Here is a 15270-nt window from a genome sequence, read left to right as displayed (position 1 = left end):
AATTCCAATGACGGTTGCTTTCTGGTGTGTGCTGATTGCCTTCTGTTTGACCTATGTGTGTACCGCCTTTGCCAAGTTCAGTGACGGCAAGTTCGGGCCCAGGCAAAACCATGATCCGCGTACGTTTCTTGACGGCCTGCAAGGGTTTGCCAAGCGTGCCCACAGTGCCCAGCTCAACAGCTTTGAAGTGACCCCGGCGTTTGCCGCGGCGGTGATCATTGCCGATATCGTCGGCAACGCCCAGCCGGTGACCATTGACGTGCTGGCGGTGCTGTTTATTACCAGTCGCATGCTCTACATCATCTGCTACCTGGCTGACTGGGCGATGCTGCGTTCCATCGTGTGGTTTATCGGCATGGGGCTGGTGGTCAGCTTCTTTTTTGTGTCGATGTAACGCAATCACCACACTGCCTGTGGGAGCGGGCTTGCTCGCGATGTCGGCGATGCGGTTTACCTGATGCGCCGCAGTGATGCCATCGCGAGCAGGCTCGCTCCCACAAGGGCAGTTACAACGGCAACGCCGCCCCTTTAGGCCACAGCAGCCAGATATTGCCCTTCTGTTTCATGTCGCCTGCAATTTGCCCTGCCTCGGGGCCCGTACCGACAAAGAAGTCGGCCCGCACTTCGCCGGCAATGGCGCCGCCGGTGTCCTGGGCGGCAACCGGGCGCACGATGGGCTGGCCGTCGGCCTGGGTGGTCGATAACCACAACAGGCTGCCCAGCGGGATTACCTTGCGGTCCACTGCCACGCTGTAACCGGCCGTCAGCGGCACGTTCAGCGAGCCGCGCGGGCCTTCGTTGCTGTCGGCGTTCTGGGTGAAAAATACATAGCTCGGGTTGCTGGCAAGCATCTCGTGGACACGCTGCGGGTTGGCCATGGCCCAGGCGTGAATGGTGCCCATGGTCACGTCTTCTTTTTTCAGCTCGCCTTGCTCGACCAGCCAGCGGCCAATCGGTTTGTACGGGTGGCCGTTCTGGTCGGCATAGCCAATGCGCAGTTGACGGCCATTGTCGAGCTGGACCCGGCCAGAGCCCTGGATCTGCAGGAATTGCAGATCCATCGGATCGGTCAGCCACGCCAGTACCGGAGCATTCAGGCCGTTGCTGTTGATGGTTTCGGCTGTGTCATAAGGCTTGAGTACACGGCCTTCGAGGCGACCGCGCAGGCGTTTGCCTTTGAGCTCGGGGTAAATGCTGTCCAGGTTGACCACGATCAGATCAGACGGTACGCCGTAGATCGGCACATTGGCCGCCTGGGTGGGCTTGAGGCTGCCCGGGTAAACGGGTTCGTAGTAACCGGTGATCAGGCCGTCGCTGCTGCCTTCGGCCGAACGCAAGCTGTAGACGTCGAGGTGGGTTTGCAGGAAATTGCTGATTTCAGCCACGCTGGGGCTGGCAGGCAGGGCCGCAGCGTCGCTGCATACCGGCCCCCAGTTGGCGTCGGCCTTGAGACGGGTGCAGGCGCTGCGCCATGAAGCGAAGCCGCTTTGCAGGTCATTGCCTGTCACTTCCGGCAGCGCACTCCAGTCGGCTTTGCTGTAGGTCGTGTGAGGTTCAGGTTTTGCGGCATTTTTGTCCGCGTCCTTGTCGGTGCCGTTGCACCCGGCCAGGAGCATGACAACGGGCAGCGCCCAGGCCAGTGGTTTGAAAAATATGTTCATTGACGCTGTTCCTTAACGGCTGCCGAGGTCTGATGGCCTTCAAGGCAACCCGTATATTTAATAAGGGTATTGGTCTTTACGGGTGACACGAGGATACTGGCGGCCGATTTCCGTGACCTGAAGCCACCATGATTCTTAAACGATTGACTGTTGTAGTGCTGGCCTGCCTGACGCTGACGGCGTGTGGCGGGGTTGATCCCGATTCGCCGCTGGGCCAGCGTAAAGCGATTTTCAAGCAAATGCTAAAGACCAGTGAAGATCTGGGCGGCATGTTGCGGGGTCGAATTCCGTTCGATGGTCCGCGCTTTACCGCAGGCGCTATCAAGTTGGATGCGTTGGCTTACGAGCCGTGGAAGCATTTCCCTCAAGTAAAGGAGAGCGATCAAACCAGCGCTACTGATGACGTCTGGCAAAAGCAGGCACGTTTTCAGGAGTTGGCGCGGCAGTTGGAGGCTGCTACGGGTGAGCTGGTTATCGCCAGCCAGGTGCAACCCTACAAGGCCAGTAACCTGATGCCTGCGGTGCAGAAGGTCGAAGACACCTGCAGTGCGTGCCACAAGGCATTCAGGAATCACTGAGTAAAGTTGAGCCGGTACCCACCTGCTGTGGGAGCGGGCTTGCTCGCGATGCAGGCGACGCGATCTGTCAGGCAGACCGCAGCGATCCCATCGCGAGCAAGCCCGCTCCCACAGGGCGAATTACTTGTCCAGCTGATCCAGCGCTTCCTGCAACTCTTTGCGCGATTCGGCCAGCTTGTTTTTGCGCTTGTCGATTTTCTCCGGATCGCCTTTCTTCATGGCCTTGTCCAGATCTGCCTGGCGCTTGCTGACTTCGTGCTTGGCTTCCAGCACCTTGTTTTCGCGTTCCTTGCGCAGGCCCGCGTCGGTGCAATGGGCTTCAACTTCGCTCAGGGCTTTTTCCAGGCCTGCTACCTGGTTGCTGTTGCCGTGGGCACGCGCTTGCTCAAGTTGCAGGGTGATGGCCTGCTTCTTGGCAGCACAGCCGGTCAGTTCAGGCGCTGTGTCGGCGGCCATCAGCGGGGCAGCCAACAGGCCGCAGACAGTAAACAGGGCGAGCGGTGAAAGTAATTTCATAAATAGCTCCATGACCAAAGATGACAATTAAATAAGGTCGAAAGAACGCTGCACAAGCGTCGTTCGGCGGTTCGAAACCGTGGATGTTAGCAGCATCCGTACGCAAGCAATCCGTTGCGCGATGCCCGCCAGCAGCAAAAAGCCCCGAACAGTCGCCTGTCCGGGGCTTTTGGTGCAGCAGGCTTACTTACAAACCAGCGGCAGTACGCAGTTCTTCAGCGCGGTCGGTACGCTCCCACGTGAACGTGGTGAAGGTATCGTCGCCAACCGTTTTGGTCTGCGGGATACGGCCGAAGTGACCGTATGCTGCAGTTTCCTGGTACATCGGGTGCAGCAGATCAAGCATCTTGGTGATGGCGTATGGACGCAAGTCGAACACCTCACGCACCAGCTTGATGATCTTGTCGTCGGAAATTTTGCCAGTGCCGAAAGTATTCAACGAAATCGAAGTCGGTTGAGCGACGCCGATTGCGTAGGAAACCTGGATCTCGCAACGCTCAGCCAGGCCGGCAGCCACGATGTTCTTGGCCACGTAACGACCGGCGTAGGCCGCCGAACGGTCAACCTTGGATGGATCTTTACCCGAGAACGCGCCGCCGCCGTGACGGGCCATGCCGCCGTAGGTGTCAACGATGATCTTGCGACCGGTCAGGCCGCAGTCGCCAACCGGGCCACCGATGATGAACTGGCCAGTAGGGTTGATGTGGAACTGGGTGTCTTTGTGCAACAGATCAGCAGGCAGCACGTGCTTGACGATCAGCTCCATGACGCCTTCGCGCAGGTCTTTGTTCGACACTTCCGGGTTGTGCTGGGTCGACAGCACGATGGCGTCGATGGCCACAACCTTTCCGCCTTCGTAACGGCAAGTGACCTGGGACTTGGCGTCCGGGCGCAGCCACGGCAGCAGGCCGGATTTGCGGGCTTCTGCCTGGCGCTGTACCAACTGGTGAGAGAAGGTGATCGGTGCCGGCATTAGCACGTCGGTTTCGTTGCTGGCGTAGCCGAACATCAGGCCCTGGTCGCCGGCGCCCTGATCTTCAGGCTTGGCGCGGTCTACACCCTGGTTGATGTCAGGAGACTGCTTGCCGATGATGTTCATCACGCCGCAGGTAGCACCGTCGAAGCCGACGTCGGAGCTGGTGTAACCGATGTCGGTGATCACGTCACGAACGATCTGCTCCAGGTCAACCCAGGCCGAAGTGGTGACTTCGCCGGCGATGATTGCTACGCCGGTTTTCACCAGAGTCTCGCACGCCACACGGGCGAACTTGTCTTCAGCAATGATGGCGTCCAGCACCGCGTCAGAAATCTGGTCGGCGATTTTGTCCGGATGCCCTTCAGACACGGACTCGGAGGTGAAAAGGGAGTATTCGCTCATCTCGACGGTTTCCTAATATTTACCGATGGTGAGTGTCGCCAGCTGGCCGCTGAAAGTGGCGGACCTGAAGCTGGAAACCATTACGTAAGCCTACATAGAGGCTTTCCCCGGGAACGAGTCCCGCAGCGGTGGCCCAACGGGCCAGATCATCTTGTTCAAAACCCAGCCATAAATCACCGCAGGCCTCGCGGGCCCACGCCTGATTATGGCTGCACAACTCTGTTACCAGCAGGCTACCGCCCGGTTGCAGCAAGGTCGCCAGTTGCCTGAGTGCTTCGGCCGGTGCAGCGAAATGGTGCAAGACCATGTTCACGACCACGCAATCGACCTGGATCGGTGCTTCATGCAGCGCGTCGGCCAGGATCAGGCTGACGTTGTTCAGTGACTCGCGTTCACACAACTGGCGGGCCAGCTCCAGCATCACCGGGCTGTTGTCCAGCGCCGTGACCTGATGGAAACGACGGGCCAGGTCGGGCAAGAAGCTGCCATCGCCGGGGCCGACTTCCAGGGCTGTGGCCCCCGGGCCGAAGCTCAGTTTGTCGAGCAGGGTTAAAACACTGTCACGGTATTGCGGCAAGCCGGCGATCAAATCCTGTTGAGCGCGAAATTTCTCGGCTATGCGTGAGAAAAAGTCCTGACTGGCGGCTGCACGTTGTCCGTGTACGGCGCTGATGCGCGCCTGTACATCGGCGGGCAAGGCCAGGTTATCGACCTCTTCCAGCAGTGCTGCATGCAATTTGCCGCCCAGTTGTTCGGTATGGGGCAGGGCGCGGCGATAAAAAATCGCGTTGCCTTCACGCCGGGTTGCAACCAGCCGTGCCTGGGACAGCACCTTGAGGTGGTGGCTCATGCCGGACTGCCCGGTGGCGAAGATCTGTGTCAGTTCCAGCACACCAAACGAATCGTTGGCCAACGCGCGCAGCACATTGAGTCGCAGCGGATCGCCTCCAGCCTTGCACAGGGCGGAGAGCTCGTCGCAATCGTCATGGCGGATTGAAGGCACGCGTAAGTTCATGGGGCCGCAGTCTAGTTACCCGCTCAAGCCCCCGCAAGTTCAATATCAAAACTTTTTGATATTGGTCGATAAATGGCACGTTTGTCGGGTGGAGTGTGCTTATTAACGAAATGAAATGTCCGATCCTTAACAGATTGCCTGCCTGAACAAAGGAAAAACGTTTCAGCTGACTATCTGTCATTGCCCCGAGGGGGTGGGTGAGGGAAAATGCTCGCCTTTTTTCCGTTTCGATTTAACTTCCAATACCCAGGAGAACAGCGATGCCCAGCCGTCGTGAGCGTGCCAACGCCATTCGTGCACTCAGCATGGATGCCGTGCAAAAAGCCAACAGCGGTCATCCAGGTGCCCCTATGGGTATGGCGGATATCGCCGAAGTACTGTGGCGCGATTATCTGAAGCACAACCCGAGCAATCCTTCGTTCGCTGACCGTGACCGCTTCGTGCTGTCCAACGGCCACGGTTCGATGCTGATCTACTCGTTGTTGCACCTGACCGGCTATGACCTGTCGATCGACGACCTGAAAAACTTCCGCCAGCTGCACAGCCGCACCCCGGGCCACCCGGAGCTGGGCTACACGCCGGGCGTTGAAACCACCACTGGCCCGTTGGGTCAGGGCCTGGCCAACGCTGTGGGCTTTGCCCTGGCCGAAAAAGTCATGGGCGCGCAGTTCAACCGTCCTGGCCATAACGTTGTCGATCACCACACCTACGTGTTCCTGGGTGATGGCTGCATGATGGAAGGCATTTCCCACGAAGTTGGCTCGCTGGCCGGCACCCTGGGCCTGAGCAAACTGATCGCTTTCTACGATGACAACGGCATCTCCATCGATGGCGAAGTTGAAGGCTGGTTTACCGACGACACGCCAAAGCGTTTCGAAGCCTACAACTGGCAAGTGATCCGTAACGTTGACGGTCACGACCCGGAAGAAATCAAGACCGCGATCGAAACCGCACGCAAAAGCGACCAGCCAACGCTGATCTGCTGCAAGACCACCATCGGTTTCGGTTCGCCGAACAAGCAGGGCAAGGAAGACTGCCACGGTGCTCCACTGGGCAACGATGAAATCGCCCTGACCCGCAAGGCCCTGAACTGGAACCACGGTCCATTTGAAATCCCGGCTGATATCTACGCCGAATGGGATGCCAAGGAAGTCGGTGCTGCGGTTGAGTCCGAGTGGGACAAGCGCTTCGCTGCCTACGCTGCCGAGTTCCCTGAGCTGGCCGCCGAGCTGTCCCGTCGCCTGAGCGGCAAGCTGCCAGCTGACTTCGATGCCAAGGCCAACGCCTACATCGCTGAAGTCGCGGCCAAAGGCGAAACCATCGCCAGCCGTAAAGCCAGCCAGAACGCGCTGAATGCCTTCGGCCCGTTGCTGCCTGAACTGCTGGGCGGCTCCGCTGACCTGGCCGGCTCCAACCTGACCCTGTGGAAAGGTTGCAAAGGTGTTTCGGCTGAAGACGCCAGCGGCAACTACGTGTACTACGGTGTACGTGAGTTCGGCATGAGCGCCATCATGAACGGCGTTGCCCTGCACGGCGGCCTGGTGCCTTACGGTGCAACCTTCCTGATGTTCATGGAATACGCCCGCAACGCCATCCGCATGTCGGCCCTGATGAAACAGCGCGTGATCTATGTGTTCACCCACGACTCCATCGGTCTGGGCGAAGACGGCCCGACTCACCAGCCGATCGAACAGCTGACCAGCCTGCGTACTACGCCGAACCTGGACACCTGGCGCCCGGCCGATGCGGTGGAATCCGCAGCTGCCTGGAAATACGCCCTGGAGCGCAACGACGGCCCGTCCGCGTTGATCTTCTCGCGTCAGAACCTCAACCACCAGAACCGTGATGCCGGCCAGATTGCCGATATCAACCGTGGTGGCTACGTGCTCAAGGACTGCGCAGGCGAGCCTGAGCTGATCCTGATCTCGGCCGGTTCCGAAGTGGGCCTGGCTGTTCAGGCCTGGGAAAAACTGACCGAACAGGGCCGCAAGGTTCGTGTGGTGTCGATGCCATGCACCAGCGTGTACGAAGCTCAAGATGCGGGCTACAAGCAGTCGGTTCTGCCGCTGCAGGTGAGCGCCCGTATCGCCATTGAAGCCTCCCACGCTGACTACTGGTACAAGTACGTGGGCCTGGAAGGCCGCGTGATCGGCATGACCACCTACGGCGAGTCGGCGCCTGCGCCTGCCTTGTTCGAGGAGTTCGGCTTCACCCTGGAAAACATCCTGGGTCAGGCTGACGAGCTGCTGGAAGACTAAGTAACAAAGTGGCTGCCTTATTCGCGAGCAGGCTCGCTCCCACATGGGCTATGTAGATCCCTGTGGCAGCGAGCCTGCTCGCGAAATAGTAGTGGTGAAGGATTCACCTTGGTAATCGAGAACCCCATGCCTCAACCGCGTCCCTACAAAGTTGCACTCAACGGCTACGGCCGGATTGGTCGTTGTGTCTTGCGTGCGTTGTTCGAGCGAGGGGCTTCTGCCGGGTTTGAAATTGTTGCACTCAATGATTTGGCCGATATGGCCAGTCTCGAATATTTGACGCGCTTCGACTCCACCCATGGCCGGTTTCCCGGCGAGATACGGATCGAAGGCGACTGCCTGCATATCAATGGCGACTGCGTGGAAGTGTTCCGCAGTGCCACCCCCGAAGGGATCGACTGGGCCGCGCTGGGCATTGACCTGGTGCTGGAATGCTCCGGTGTCTACAACACCCGTGCCGACGGCCAGCGCTTTCTGGATGCCGGGGCTCCCGGCGTACTTTTTTCGCAACCGATGGCCAGCGACGCCGATGTCGACGCCACCATTGTCTACGGCGTCAACCAGCACAGCCTGACGGGCGAAGAGCGCCTGGTGTCCAACGCTTCCTGCACCACCAATTGCGGCGTACCGCTGTTGCGTCTGCTGGATCAGGCGCTTGGCCTGGAGTACGTGTCGATCACCACGATTCACTCGGCGATGAACGATCAGCCGGTCATCGATGCCTACCATCATGAAGACCTGCGACGTACTCGCTCGGCCTTTCAGTCGGTGATTCCGGTATCGACCGGCCTGGCCAAAGGCATTGAGCGCCTGTTGCCGGAACTTGCCGGCCGAATTCAGGCCAAAGCAGTACGGGTGCCGACCTTGAACGTGTCGTGCCTGGACATCACCCTGACCACGGCCCGGGATACCGATGCCGCAGAAGTGAACCGCCTGCTGCGCGAGGCTGCCACCAGCGGCCCGCTCAAAGGCTTGCTGGCCTACACCGAGCTGCCGCACGCCAGCTGTGATTTCAATCATGACCCTCATTCGGCCATTGTCGATGCCAGCCAAACCCGCGTTTCCGGCCCCCGGCTGGTGAACCTGCTGGCCTGGTTCGACAACGAATGGGGTTTTGCCAATCGAATGATCGATGTGGCAGAGCACTACTTGCACGTTACCCACCCAAAATCCGTTCTCTAACATTAGAAACTCAGGAATTGCGACCCATGACCGTGTTGAAGATGACCGACCTCGATCTGCAAGGTAAACGCGTACTGATCCGCGAAGACCTCAACGTCCCAGTCAAGGACGGTGTAGTCACCAGCGATGCGCGTATCCTCGCTTCGCTGCCGACCATCAAGCTGGCGTTGGAAAAAGGCGCGGCGGTTATGGTCTGCTCGCACCTGGGACGTCCGACTGAAGGCGAGTTCTCGGCTGAAAACAGCCTCAAGCCTGTAGCCGAGTACCTGAGCAAGGCCCTGGGCCGTGAAGTGCCGCTGGTCAGCGATTACCTCAATGGTGTCGACGTCAAAGCCGGCGACATCGTGCTGTTCGAGAACGTGCGCTTCAACAAGGGCGAAAAGAAAAACGCCGACGAACTGGCCAAGCAATACGCCGCCCTGTGCGACGTGTTTGTGATGGACGCTTTCGGCACCGCTCACCGCGCCGAAGGTTCGACCCACGGCGTGGCCAAGTTTGCCAAGGTTGCTGCGGCAGGCCCTCTGCTGGCTGCTGAACTGGAAGCACTGGGCAAGGCCCTGGGCGCCCCGGCCAAGCCAATGGCGGCCATTGTTGCCGGCTCCAAGGTGTCGACCAAGCTTGAAGTGCTCAACAGCCTGAGCCAGATCTGCGATCTGCTGATCGTGGGTGGCGGTATCGCCAACACTTTCCTGGCCGCTGCCGGTCACCCGGTGGGCAAGTCGCTGTACGAGCCCGACCTGCTGGAAACTGCCCGCGCCATCGCTGCCAAGGTCAACGTGCCCCTGCCTACCGACGTAGTCGTGGCCAAGGAGTTCGCTGAAAGTGCCGCTGCCACCGTCAAGCTGATTGCCGACGTGGCTGCTGACGACATGATCCTGGATATCGGCCCGCAAACTGCTGCGCATTTCGCCGAGCTGCTCAAGTCTTCGAAGACTATCCTGTGGAACGGTCCGGTTGGCGTGTTCGAGTTCGACCAGTTCGGCAACGGCACCAAGGTTCTGGCCCGGGCCATTGCCGACAGCGCAGCGTTCTCGATTGCGGGTGGCGGCGACACTCTGGCGGCGATCGACAAATACGGCATTGCTGATCAAATCTCCTACATCTCCACCGGCGGTGGTGCATTCCTGGAGTTCGTCGAAGGCAAGGTACTGCCTGCCGTTGAAATCCTGGAAAGCCGCGCCAAAGCCTGAAGGTGTTTCAGGCCCTGAAAGGAAGCATGGACATGGTCAAGTTGTTACCGCTGTTGATGATCGCGGGCTTTTTGGCCGGTTGCGCCGGCTCGAGCGAGTCGGTGCCCGAGGCTGCAACCCCTGAAGAGAGTGGTTGTTACCAGGCTGACTGGCAGGCGCAAAGCGTGCCGCTGGTCAATAAACGCTCAGGGCCCGAGGCGCTGGAAAAATACGAGTCGCCCAAGCCTTCACAAGAGCGCGGGTGCCCATGATTTGAAATGCGGCCCACCCAATGGGCCGCATAGCTATAGCTGAAGCTGTAACGTTTCAGCTAAATCGCATTGGCCATATCGGGGCAAACCCCCGATCTGCAATAACTTGAATAGCAGCCGCCGCTACGGCAGGCTTGCACGATTAACGACCCTTGTCCGGGAGAGACACACACAATGGCACTTATCAGCATGCGCCAGATGTTGGACCACGCCGCCGAATTCGGCTACGGCGTTCCAGCCTTCAACGTAAACAACCTTGAGCAGATGCGCGCCATTATGGAAGCCGCTGACAAGACCGACTCCCCGGTGATCGTTCAGGCCTCGGCCGGTGCGCGCAAGTACGCGGGTGCTCCTTTCCTGCGTCACCTGATCCTGGCTGCAATCGAAGAATTTCCGCATATCCCGGTGTGCATGCACCAGGACCACGGCACCAGCCCTGACGTGTGCCAGCGCTCGATCCAGCTGGGCTTCAGCTCGGTGATGATGGACGGCTCGCTGGGTGAAGACGGCAAGACCCCGACCGACTACGACTACAACGTTCGCGTGACTCAGCAAACCGTTGCCCTGGCGCACGCTTGCGGCGTATCGGTTGAAGGCGAGCTGGGCTGCCTGGGTTCGCTGGAAACCGGTATGGCTGGCGAAGAAGACGGCATCGGTGCAGAAGGCGTTCTGGATCACAGCCAGATGCTGACCGACCCGGAAGAAGCGGCTGACTTCGTCAAGCGCACCCAGGTAGATGCCCTGGCAATTGCCATCGGTACTTCCCACGGCGCTTACAAGTTCACCAAGCCACCGACTGGCGACGTACTGGCAATCGACCGTATCAAAGAGATCCACAAGCGCATTCCGAACACTCACCTGGTGATGCACGGTTCGTCCTCTGTTCCACAAGAGTGGCTGGCGATCATCAACGAGTTCGGCGGCGACATCAAAGAAACCTACGGTGTGCCGGTAGAAGAAATCGTTGAAGGCATCAAGCACGGCGTGCGCAAGGTCAACATCGACACCGACCTGCGTCTGGCATCGACTGGCGCGATGCGTCGCCTGATGGCAACCAACCCGAGCGAGTTTGACCCGCGCAAGTTCTTCGGCGCCACTGTAACGGCCATGCGTGACGTGTGTATTGCCCGTTACGAAGCCTTCGGTACTGCCGGTAATGCTTCGAAGATCAAGCCGATCTCCCTCGAAGCCATGTACCAGCGTTACCTCAAAGGTGAGCTGAACGCCAAGGTCAACTAAGACCGGCGCGTACTAAAAAGCCCGCAGCGATGCGGGCTTTTTTGTGGGTGTCAGTTGCAGCCCTCTCCCTCCGGGAGAGGGCTAGGGTGAGGGTCACTTGAGCAACCCGCGCACACTGATCCACACAGGAATACCCAAGCCAATCCAGCTCAATACATCCCACGCCTCGTCACCCAATAGCGCACTGAACAAGCCCATCACGCTGACCAGGCCAATCGCCAGCGGGATGGAAAACACTTTCCAGAAGTTCGACTGACGGGGCCTCATCGTGCGCTCTCCCTGGCCGCTCGGCGGCGCACCCACCACAGGTAGAGTCCGCTGCCGAGCACCACAATGGTCAGCACGTCGAGAGCCGCCCAGAGAATTTTCATCGGCATGCCGCCGTAATCGCCGAAGTGCAGCGGTTGCGACATGCCCATAGCGTCCATGTACCACGGGCGCCCGGCCACTGCGGTGACCTCCAGGGTACTGGCATCGATCAATACCGGGGTCAGCAGGTGAGAAGTCAGGTGCGTGCTGCCTTTCATAAAGACCGCGTAATGGTGCTCGCTGGAGAACCGTGTACCGGGGAAGGCGATAAAGTCCGGGCGCATGCCGGGCGCGGCTTTGGCTGCGATCTCCAGCAACTGGCTGGCCGGGGCAAGACGGGTCAGTGGCGGAGCATCGCGGTAGGGTTCGATCATGGCGCTGAGGCTGTCATTGCGCCATGCGGCAATGATCAGGTCAGCACAGGCACTGATAACGCCGGTCACCCCTACCACCAGGGCCCAGGTCAGGGTCACGGCGCCAATCAGGTTGTGCAGGTCGAGCCAGCGCAGGCGTTTGGATTTGTCGGTGCGCACGGTAGCGAATTCATGGCGGCGCATAAAAGGCAGGTACAGCACTGTGCCGGAGATGATGGCCAATACAAACAGCAGGCCCATAAAGGCCAGTAGCAGCTTGCCGGGCAGCCCGGCGAACATGTCCACATGCAGGCGCAGCATGACCATCATGAGTCCGCCATTGGCTGACGGCACCTCTATGGCTTCGCCCGTGCGCGCATCGAGCATAAAGGTGTGGGAGGAATTGGGTTCGGTGCCGGCGGTGGGTGCCATGATGGTCAGGACGGCATTGGGTTCGTCTTCGTCCCAGCCGAAATACTGCATGACCTCGCCCGGGCGATGAGCTTCGGCGGCGCGCACCAGTTGTTGCAGGTCGAGGGTTGGGGTATCGGCAGGCAGGGTTTTGACCTGCGGCGCATCGCCTAGCAGATGGTCGATTTCATGATGAAAAATCAACGGCAGGCCGGTCAGTGCCAGCATCAGCAAGAACGCAGTGCAAATCAGGCTGGTCCAGGTGTGGATAAAGGACCAGCGGCGGATGGTTTTGCTTTTCATGAAAATCCTGAATGCGTAAACCCCCTGTGGGAGCGGGCTTGCTCGCGATGGCATCAACTCGTTTTTGCAGTTGCACCGAGTTGTCTGCATCGCGGGCAAGCCCGCTCCCACAGGGGGAGTATTTTTCAATACAAGCGGGTTAGAACTCCAGCTGCGCCGAGAACTGCACGGTGCGCGGATCGCCCAGATAGTGGCTGTTGAGCCAGTAATCCTTGTTGGCCAGGTTGCTGACGTTCATGCGCAGGGTCAGGTCGTTTTCCGACACTTTCATGCGGTAGCGCGCACCGGCATCAAAGGTGGTAAACGATGGCAATTCGTAGTCGTTGCTCACGTCGGTGTACTGTCTGCCGGTGTAGAACGCCCCGCCGGTCAGGGCCAAACCAGGCAAGGCATTTATGTCGTACTCGGCGTAAACCTTGGCCAGTTGCTTGGCAACGTCGACCGGGGCATTGCCGTCGTTGGCCTTGTTGTCGGCGTCTTTGACCTTTGGATCAAGCAGGGTGAAACCGCCCACTACGGTCAGCTCCGGTGTGACTTTGCCGGTCACGCTGAACTCCAGGCCGTTGTTAACCTGTTTGCCACTCTCGGTGTAAATCAATCCCTCGCTGAGAAAGCCGTTAGGTTTTTCAATGTTGAACAGGGCCAGGGTCAGCAGCGCGTCGCCTACAGTGGCTTTGGCGCCGATTTCATATTGCTTGCTGACTTGCGGCGCGAAGATTTGCCCGGCGTTGACTGCGTTGTACGGCGCCGTTCCGCCTGCTTGCAGGCCTTCGATGTAAGTGGCATAGGTGGTCAGCCAAGGTACGGGCTTGTAGATAAGCGAAACGCTGGGCGAGGTTTTACTCTCGTCGTAGCGGGTTTTCTTAGCCGGGTTGGAGTAGATGAAGTCATTGGCGTAAGACTTGATCTGGGTGCGGGTCACACCGAGGATGCTCGACCATTGATCGTTGAAGGTGATGACATCGCCGATCAGGAAATTATTGGACTGGGAGGTACTTGCCAAGCGCTGGTTGCCATTGCCAATCGAGTAGCTGGGTTTGCCGACCTGTTCGCTGCTGCCAAACGGCAATGCGCCGCCGCCTACGTCGACGTATTGCGGCGGAGAGCTGGGTACATGGTCTTCGTACTGACGGATGCGCGAGTCATTACCCTGATAACCCATGGTCATCTTGTGGCCAATTGAACCGGTCGCGAACGCGGCATCCAGAAACAGGTAGGCCGAGTTTTCTACGTGCTCAATGGGAGCAAAGGCGTACAGCGGTTGGGTGTATACCCCCGGGCTATACACGGTTGGACCGGTGTAGGTGTTTTCTTCGGTGAACTTCTGGGTAGCAAAGGCACCGCGCAGGGTGAAGGTGTCGTTCAGGCGCCACTTGGCCCGCACGCCACCCTTGTCGGTTTCGTTATCCGAAAATGACCACTTCTGGCTGTACAGCTTGTCGTTGTCGAGCTGCGAGGCGCGTGGCCGCAGGGCCTGATCTCCGAAGTACCAGTAGCTGGTCAACCCGCGGATTTCGGTTTTCTTGTGCGATGCATCGAACTGGATTTGCAGGTCGTCGCTGACATTCCAGTCCACGGCCAGGCTGATCAGCTCGCGACGGCGTTTCTGCATGTCGATGGCAGTTTCGCCATCCTGGGTGAGCAGGTTCAGGCGATAGGCAAATTTGCCTTCGTCGTCGATCTTGCCGCCAAAGTCGCCGTGCAGGTAATAGTTTTCGCCACCCGCATTGCCCAAAGTAACGCTGCGATAGTTCTCGTAAGTTGGCCGCTTCAGAACATAGTTGGCCAGGCCTCCGGGCGTAGCGGGGCCATACAGAAAGCCGGTGAGACCGGTGATGACTTCCAGTTGCTCGGTTTCTTCCAGAAAGTTGCCCGCATCGGCCAGGGTGCTGAAACGCAACCCGTCATTCGCGATATTCAGGTTGCCCGCGCCGCTGAAACCGCGAATGTTGACTGCGCTGGCATATCCCGCGCCGGTCGGCGAGAACATCTGGGTGAACGGGTTGCGCTTGAACACGTCATCCAGTGAGGTGGCCTGGATGTTTTTGAGCAATGCCTGAGAGGTAACGCTCATGGAGTAGGGCGTGTCTTGCAGTTTCATCCCGCCCAGTGCACCGACATTATTCAAATTTTCGCTGACGTAACCCGCCGCTTCAGAGCCCTCGGCAACAGCAGCGCCGTTGATATTGACGTCGCCCAGAGTCAGGGCGCCTTCAACGACAGGCATCAGGGTGAAAGCACCGTTACCACTGCTTTGCAGCTGCAAGCCGCTCCCCTGCAACGCCTCACGCAACGCAGTCGTGGCTTCAAATGTGCCGTTGACCGGCGCCGAGGTTTTGCCTGCCAGCAAGGACGAGTCGATGGCCAGGGTGATGCCAGCCTGGCTGGCGATCTGGTTCAGGGTGGCCGCCAATGGGCCGGCGGGCAAGTTGTAGCTGCGCGCAGAGGATGCCTGTTCGGCGGCAATCAGCGTGGTGCTGGCCAGCGGAGCGCCAAGGGCAATGGCAACAGCCAGCAGGCTGGGGCGCAAAAACGTGTCGAGGGTGCGGGACATTCGGCGGGTTCCTGAATGGAAATGTTTCTCAATGCCTATCTGCCGCACGAGATTTGAAAAGTGATAGGGCTT

The 15270-nt window shown here is 59.1% G+C and carries 14 protein-coding genes; 7 read left to right on the top strand and 7 right to left on the bottom strand.

The genetic code is table 11. The features are described 5' to 3' along the window. Nucleotides 1-7: 7 nt before the first annotated feature. A complete protein-coding gene (locus FHL07_RS21960; protein ID WP_095019477.1) occupies nucleotides 8-394 on the top strand; it encodes an MAPEG family protein in 387 nt (128 codons plus the stop codon). A gap of 112 nt (nucleotides 395-506) precedes the next feature. Here the strand turns inward: FHL07_RS21960 and mltA are convergent, their stop codons facing one another. Then, nucleotides 507-1661 carry a murein transglycosylase A gene (gene mltA, locus FHL07_RS21955; protein ID WP_095019478.1) on the bottom strand — a complete coding sequence of 385 codons (1155 nt, stop codon included), beginning with the start codon at nucleotides 1659-1661 and terminating at the stop codon, nucleotides 507-509. 128 nt (nucleotides 1662-1789) lie between these two features. Here mltA and FHL07_RS21950 point away from each other — a divergent pair, with 128 nt between their 5' ends. Next, complete coding sequence (locus FHL07_RS21950) at nucleotides 1790-2239, top strand: c-type cytochrome (protein ID WP_094999887.1); 450 nt, start codon at nucleotides 1790-1792, stop codon at nucleotides 2237-2239. Nucleotides 2240-2359: 120 nt separating this feature from the next. On the opposite strand, the gene FHL07_RS21945 is transcribed toward FHL07_RS21950, so the two are convergent. From FHL07_RS21945 to FHL07_RS21935, 3 genes are all read right to left on the bottom strand, one after another. Further along, nucleotides 2360-2755, bottom strand: coding sequence for a DUF1090 domain-containing protein (locus FHL07_RS21945; RefSeq protein ID WP_094999888.1), 396 nt, complete (start codon nucleotides 2753-2755; stop codon nucleotides 2360-2362). A 187-nt stretch (nucleotides 2756-2942) separates the two neighbouring features. Continuing rightward, nucleotides 2943-4133 carry a methionine adenosyltransferase gene (metK, locus tag FHL07_RS21940; protein ID WP_094999889.1) on the bottom strand — a complete coding sequence of 397 codons (1191 nt, stop codon included), beginning with the start codon at nucleotides 4131-4133 and terminating at the stop codon, nucleotides 2943-2945. Between the two features lie 19 nt (nucleotides 4134-4152). Further along, nucleotides 4153-5148, bottom strand: coding sequence for an ArsR/SmtB family transcription factor (locus FHL07_RS21935; RefSeq protein ID WP_094999890.1), 996 nt, complete (start codon nucleotides 5146-5148; stop codon nucleotides 4153-4155). A gap of 260 nt (nucleotides 5149-5408) precedes the next feature. On the opposite strand from FHL07_RS21935, the gene tkt reads away from it, so the two are divergent. The 5 genes from tkt to fba all read left to right on the top strand — a co-directional run bounded on the left by tkt (nucleotide 5409) and on the right by fba (nucleotide 11268). Then, nucleotides 5409-7406: a transketolase gene (gene tkt / locus FHL07_RS21930; RefSeq protein WP_095025301.1), complete on the top strand. Its 1998-nt coding sequence runs from the start codon at nucleotides 5409-5411 to the stop codon at nucleotides 7404-7406. Between the two features lie 126 nt (nucleotides 7407-7532). Further along, nucleotides 7533-8588, top strand: coding sequence for an erythrose-4-phosphate dehydrogenase (gene epd / locus FHL07_RS21925; RefSeq protein WP_138738910.1), 1056 nt, complete (start codon nucleotides 7533-7535; stop codon nucleotides 8586-8588). 26 nt (nucleotides 8589-8614) lie between these two features. Continuing rightward, a complete protein-coding gene (locus FHL07_RS21920; protein WP_094999893.1) occupies nucleotides 8615-9778 on the top strand; it encodes a phosphoglycerate kinase in 1164 nt (387 codons plus the stop codon). A gap of 32 nt (nucleotides 9779-9810) precedes the next feature. Beyond that, complete coding sequence (locus FHL07_RS21915; RefSeq protein ID WP_094999894.1) at nucleotides 9811-10029, top strand: hypothetical protein; 219 nt, start codon at nucleotides 9811-9813, stop codon at nucleotides 10027-10029. Nucleotides 10030-10203: 174 nt separating this feature from the next. Next, complete coding sequence (fba, locus tag FHL07_RS21910; RefSeq protein WP_004419605.1) at nucleotides 10204-11268, top strand: class II fructose-bisphosphate aldolase; 1065 nt, start codon at nucleotides 10204-10206, stop codon at nucleotides 11266-11268. A gap of 93 nt (nucleotides 11269-11361) precedes the next feature. Here fba and FHL07_RS23725 read toward each other — a convergent pair whose 3' ends face one another. The 3 genes from FHL07_RS23725 to FHL07_RS21900 form a co-directional block, all read right to left on the bottom strand. Then, nucleotides 11362-11535, bottom strand: a complete 174-nt coding sequence (locus FHL07_RS23725; RefSeq protein ID WP_094999895.1) for a hypothetical protein — start codon at nucleotides 11533-11535, stop codon at nucleotides 11362-11364. Continuing rightward, the gene (locus FHL07_RS21905; RefSeq protein WP_095020452.1) at nucleotides 11532-12644 is read right to left on the bottom strand and encodes a PepSY-associated TM helix domain-containing protein; all 1113 of its coding nucleotides are present in this window, start codon (nucleotides 12642-12644) and stop codon (nucleotides 11532-11534) included. The genes FHL07_RS23725 and FHL07_RS21905 overlap by 4 nt, the downstream gene beginning before the upstream one ends. Nucleotides 12645-12783: 139 nt before the next feature. Then, the gene (locus FHL07_RS21900) at nucleotides 12784-15198 is read right to left on the bottom strand and encodes a TonB-dependent receptor (protein WP_095023261.1); all 2415 of its coding nucleotides are present in this window, start codon (nucleotides 15196-15198) and stop codon (nucleotides 12784-12786) included. Nucleotides 15199-15270 lie beyond the last annotated feature (72 nt).

It is taken from the genome of Pseudomonas sp. FSL W7-0098, assembly GCF_005930585.1.
Taxonomy (GTDB): Bacteria; Pseudomonadota; Gammaproteobacteria; order Pseudomonadales; family Pseudomonadaceae; genus Aquipseudomonas; species Aquipseudomonas bubulae.
The sequence above is the reverse complement of the archived record's forward strand: the minus strand, read 5'-3'. Positions and strand labels throughout refer to the sequence as shown.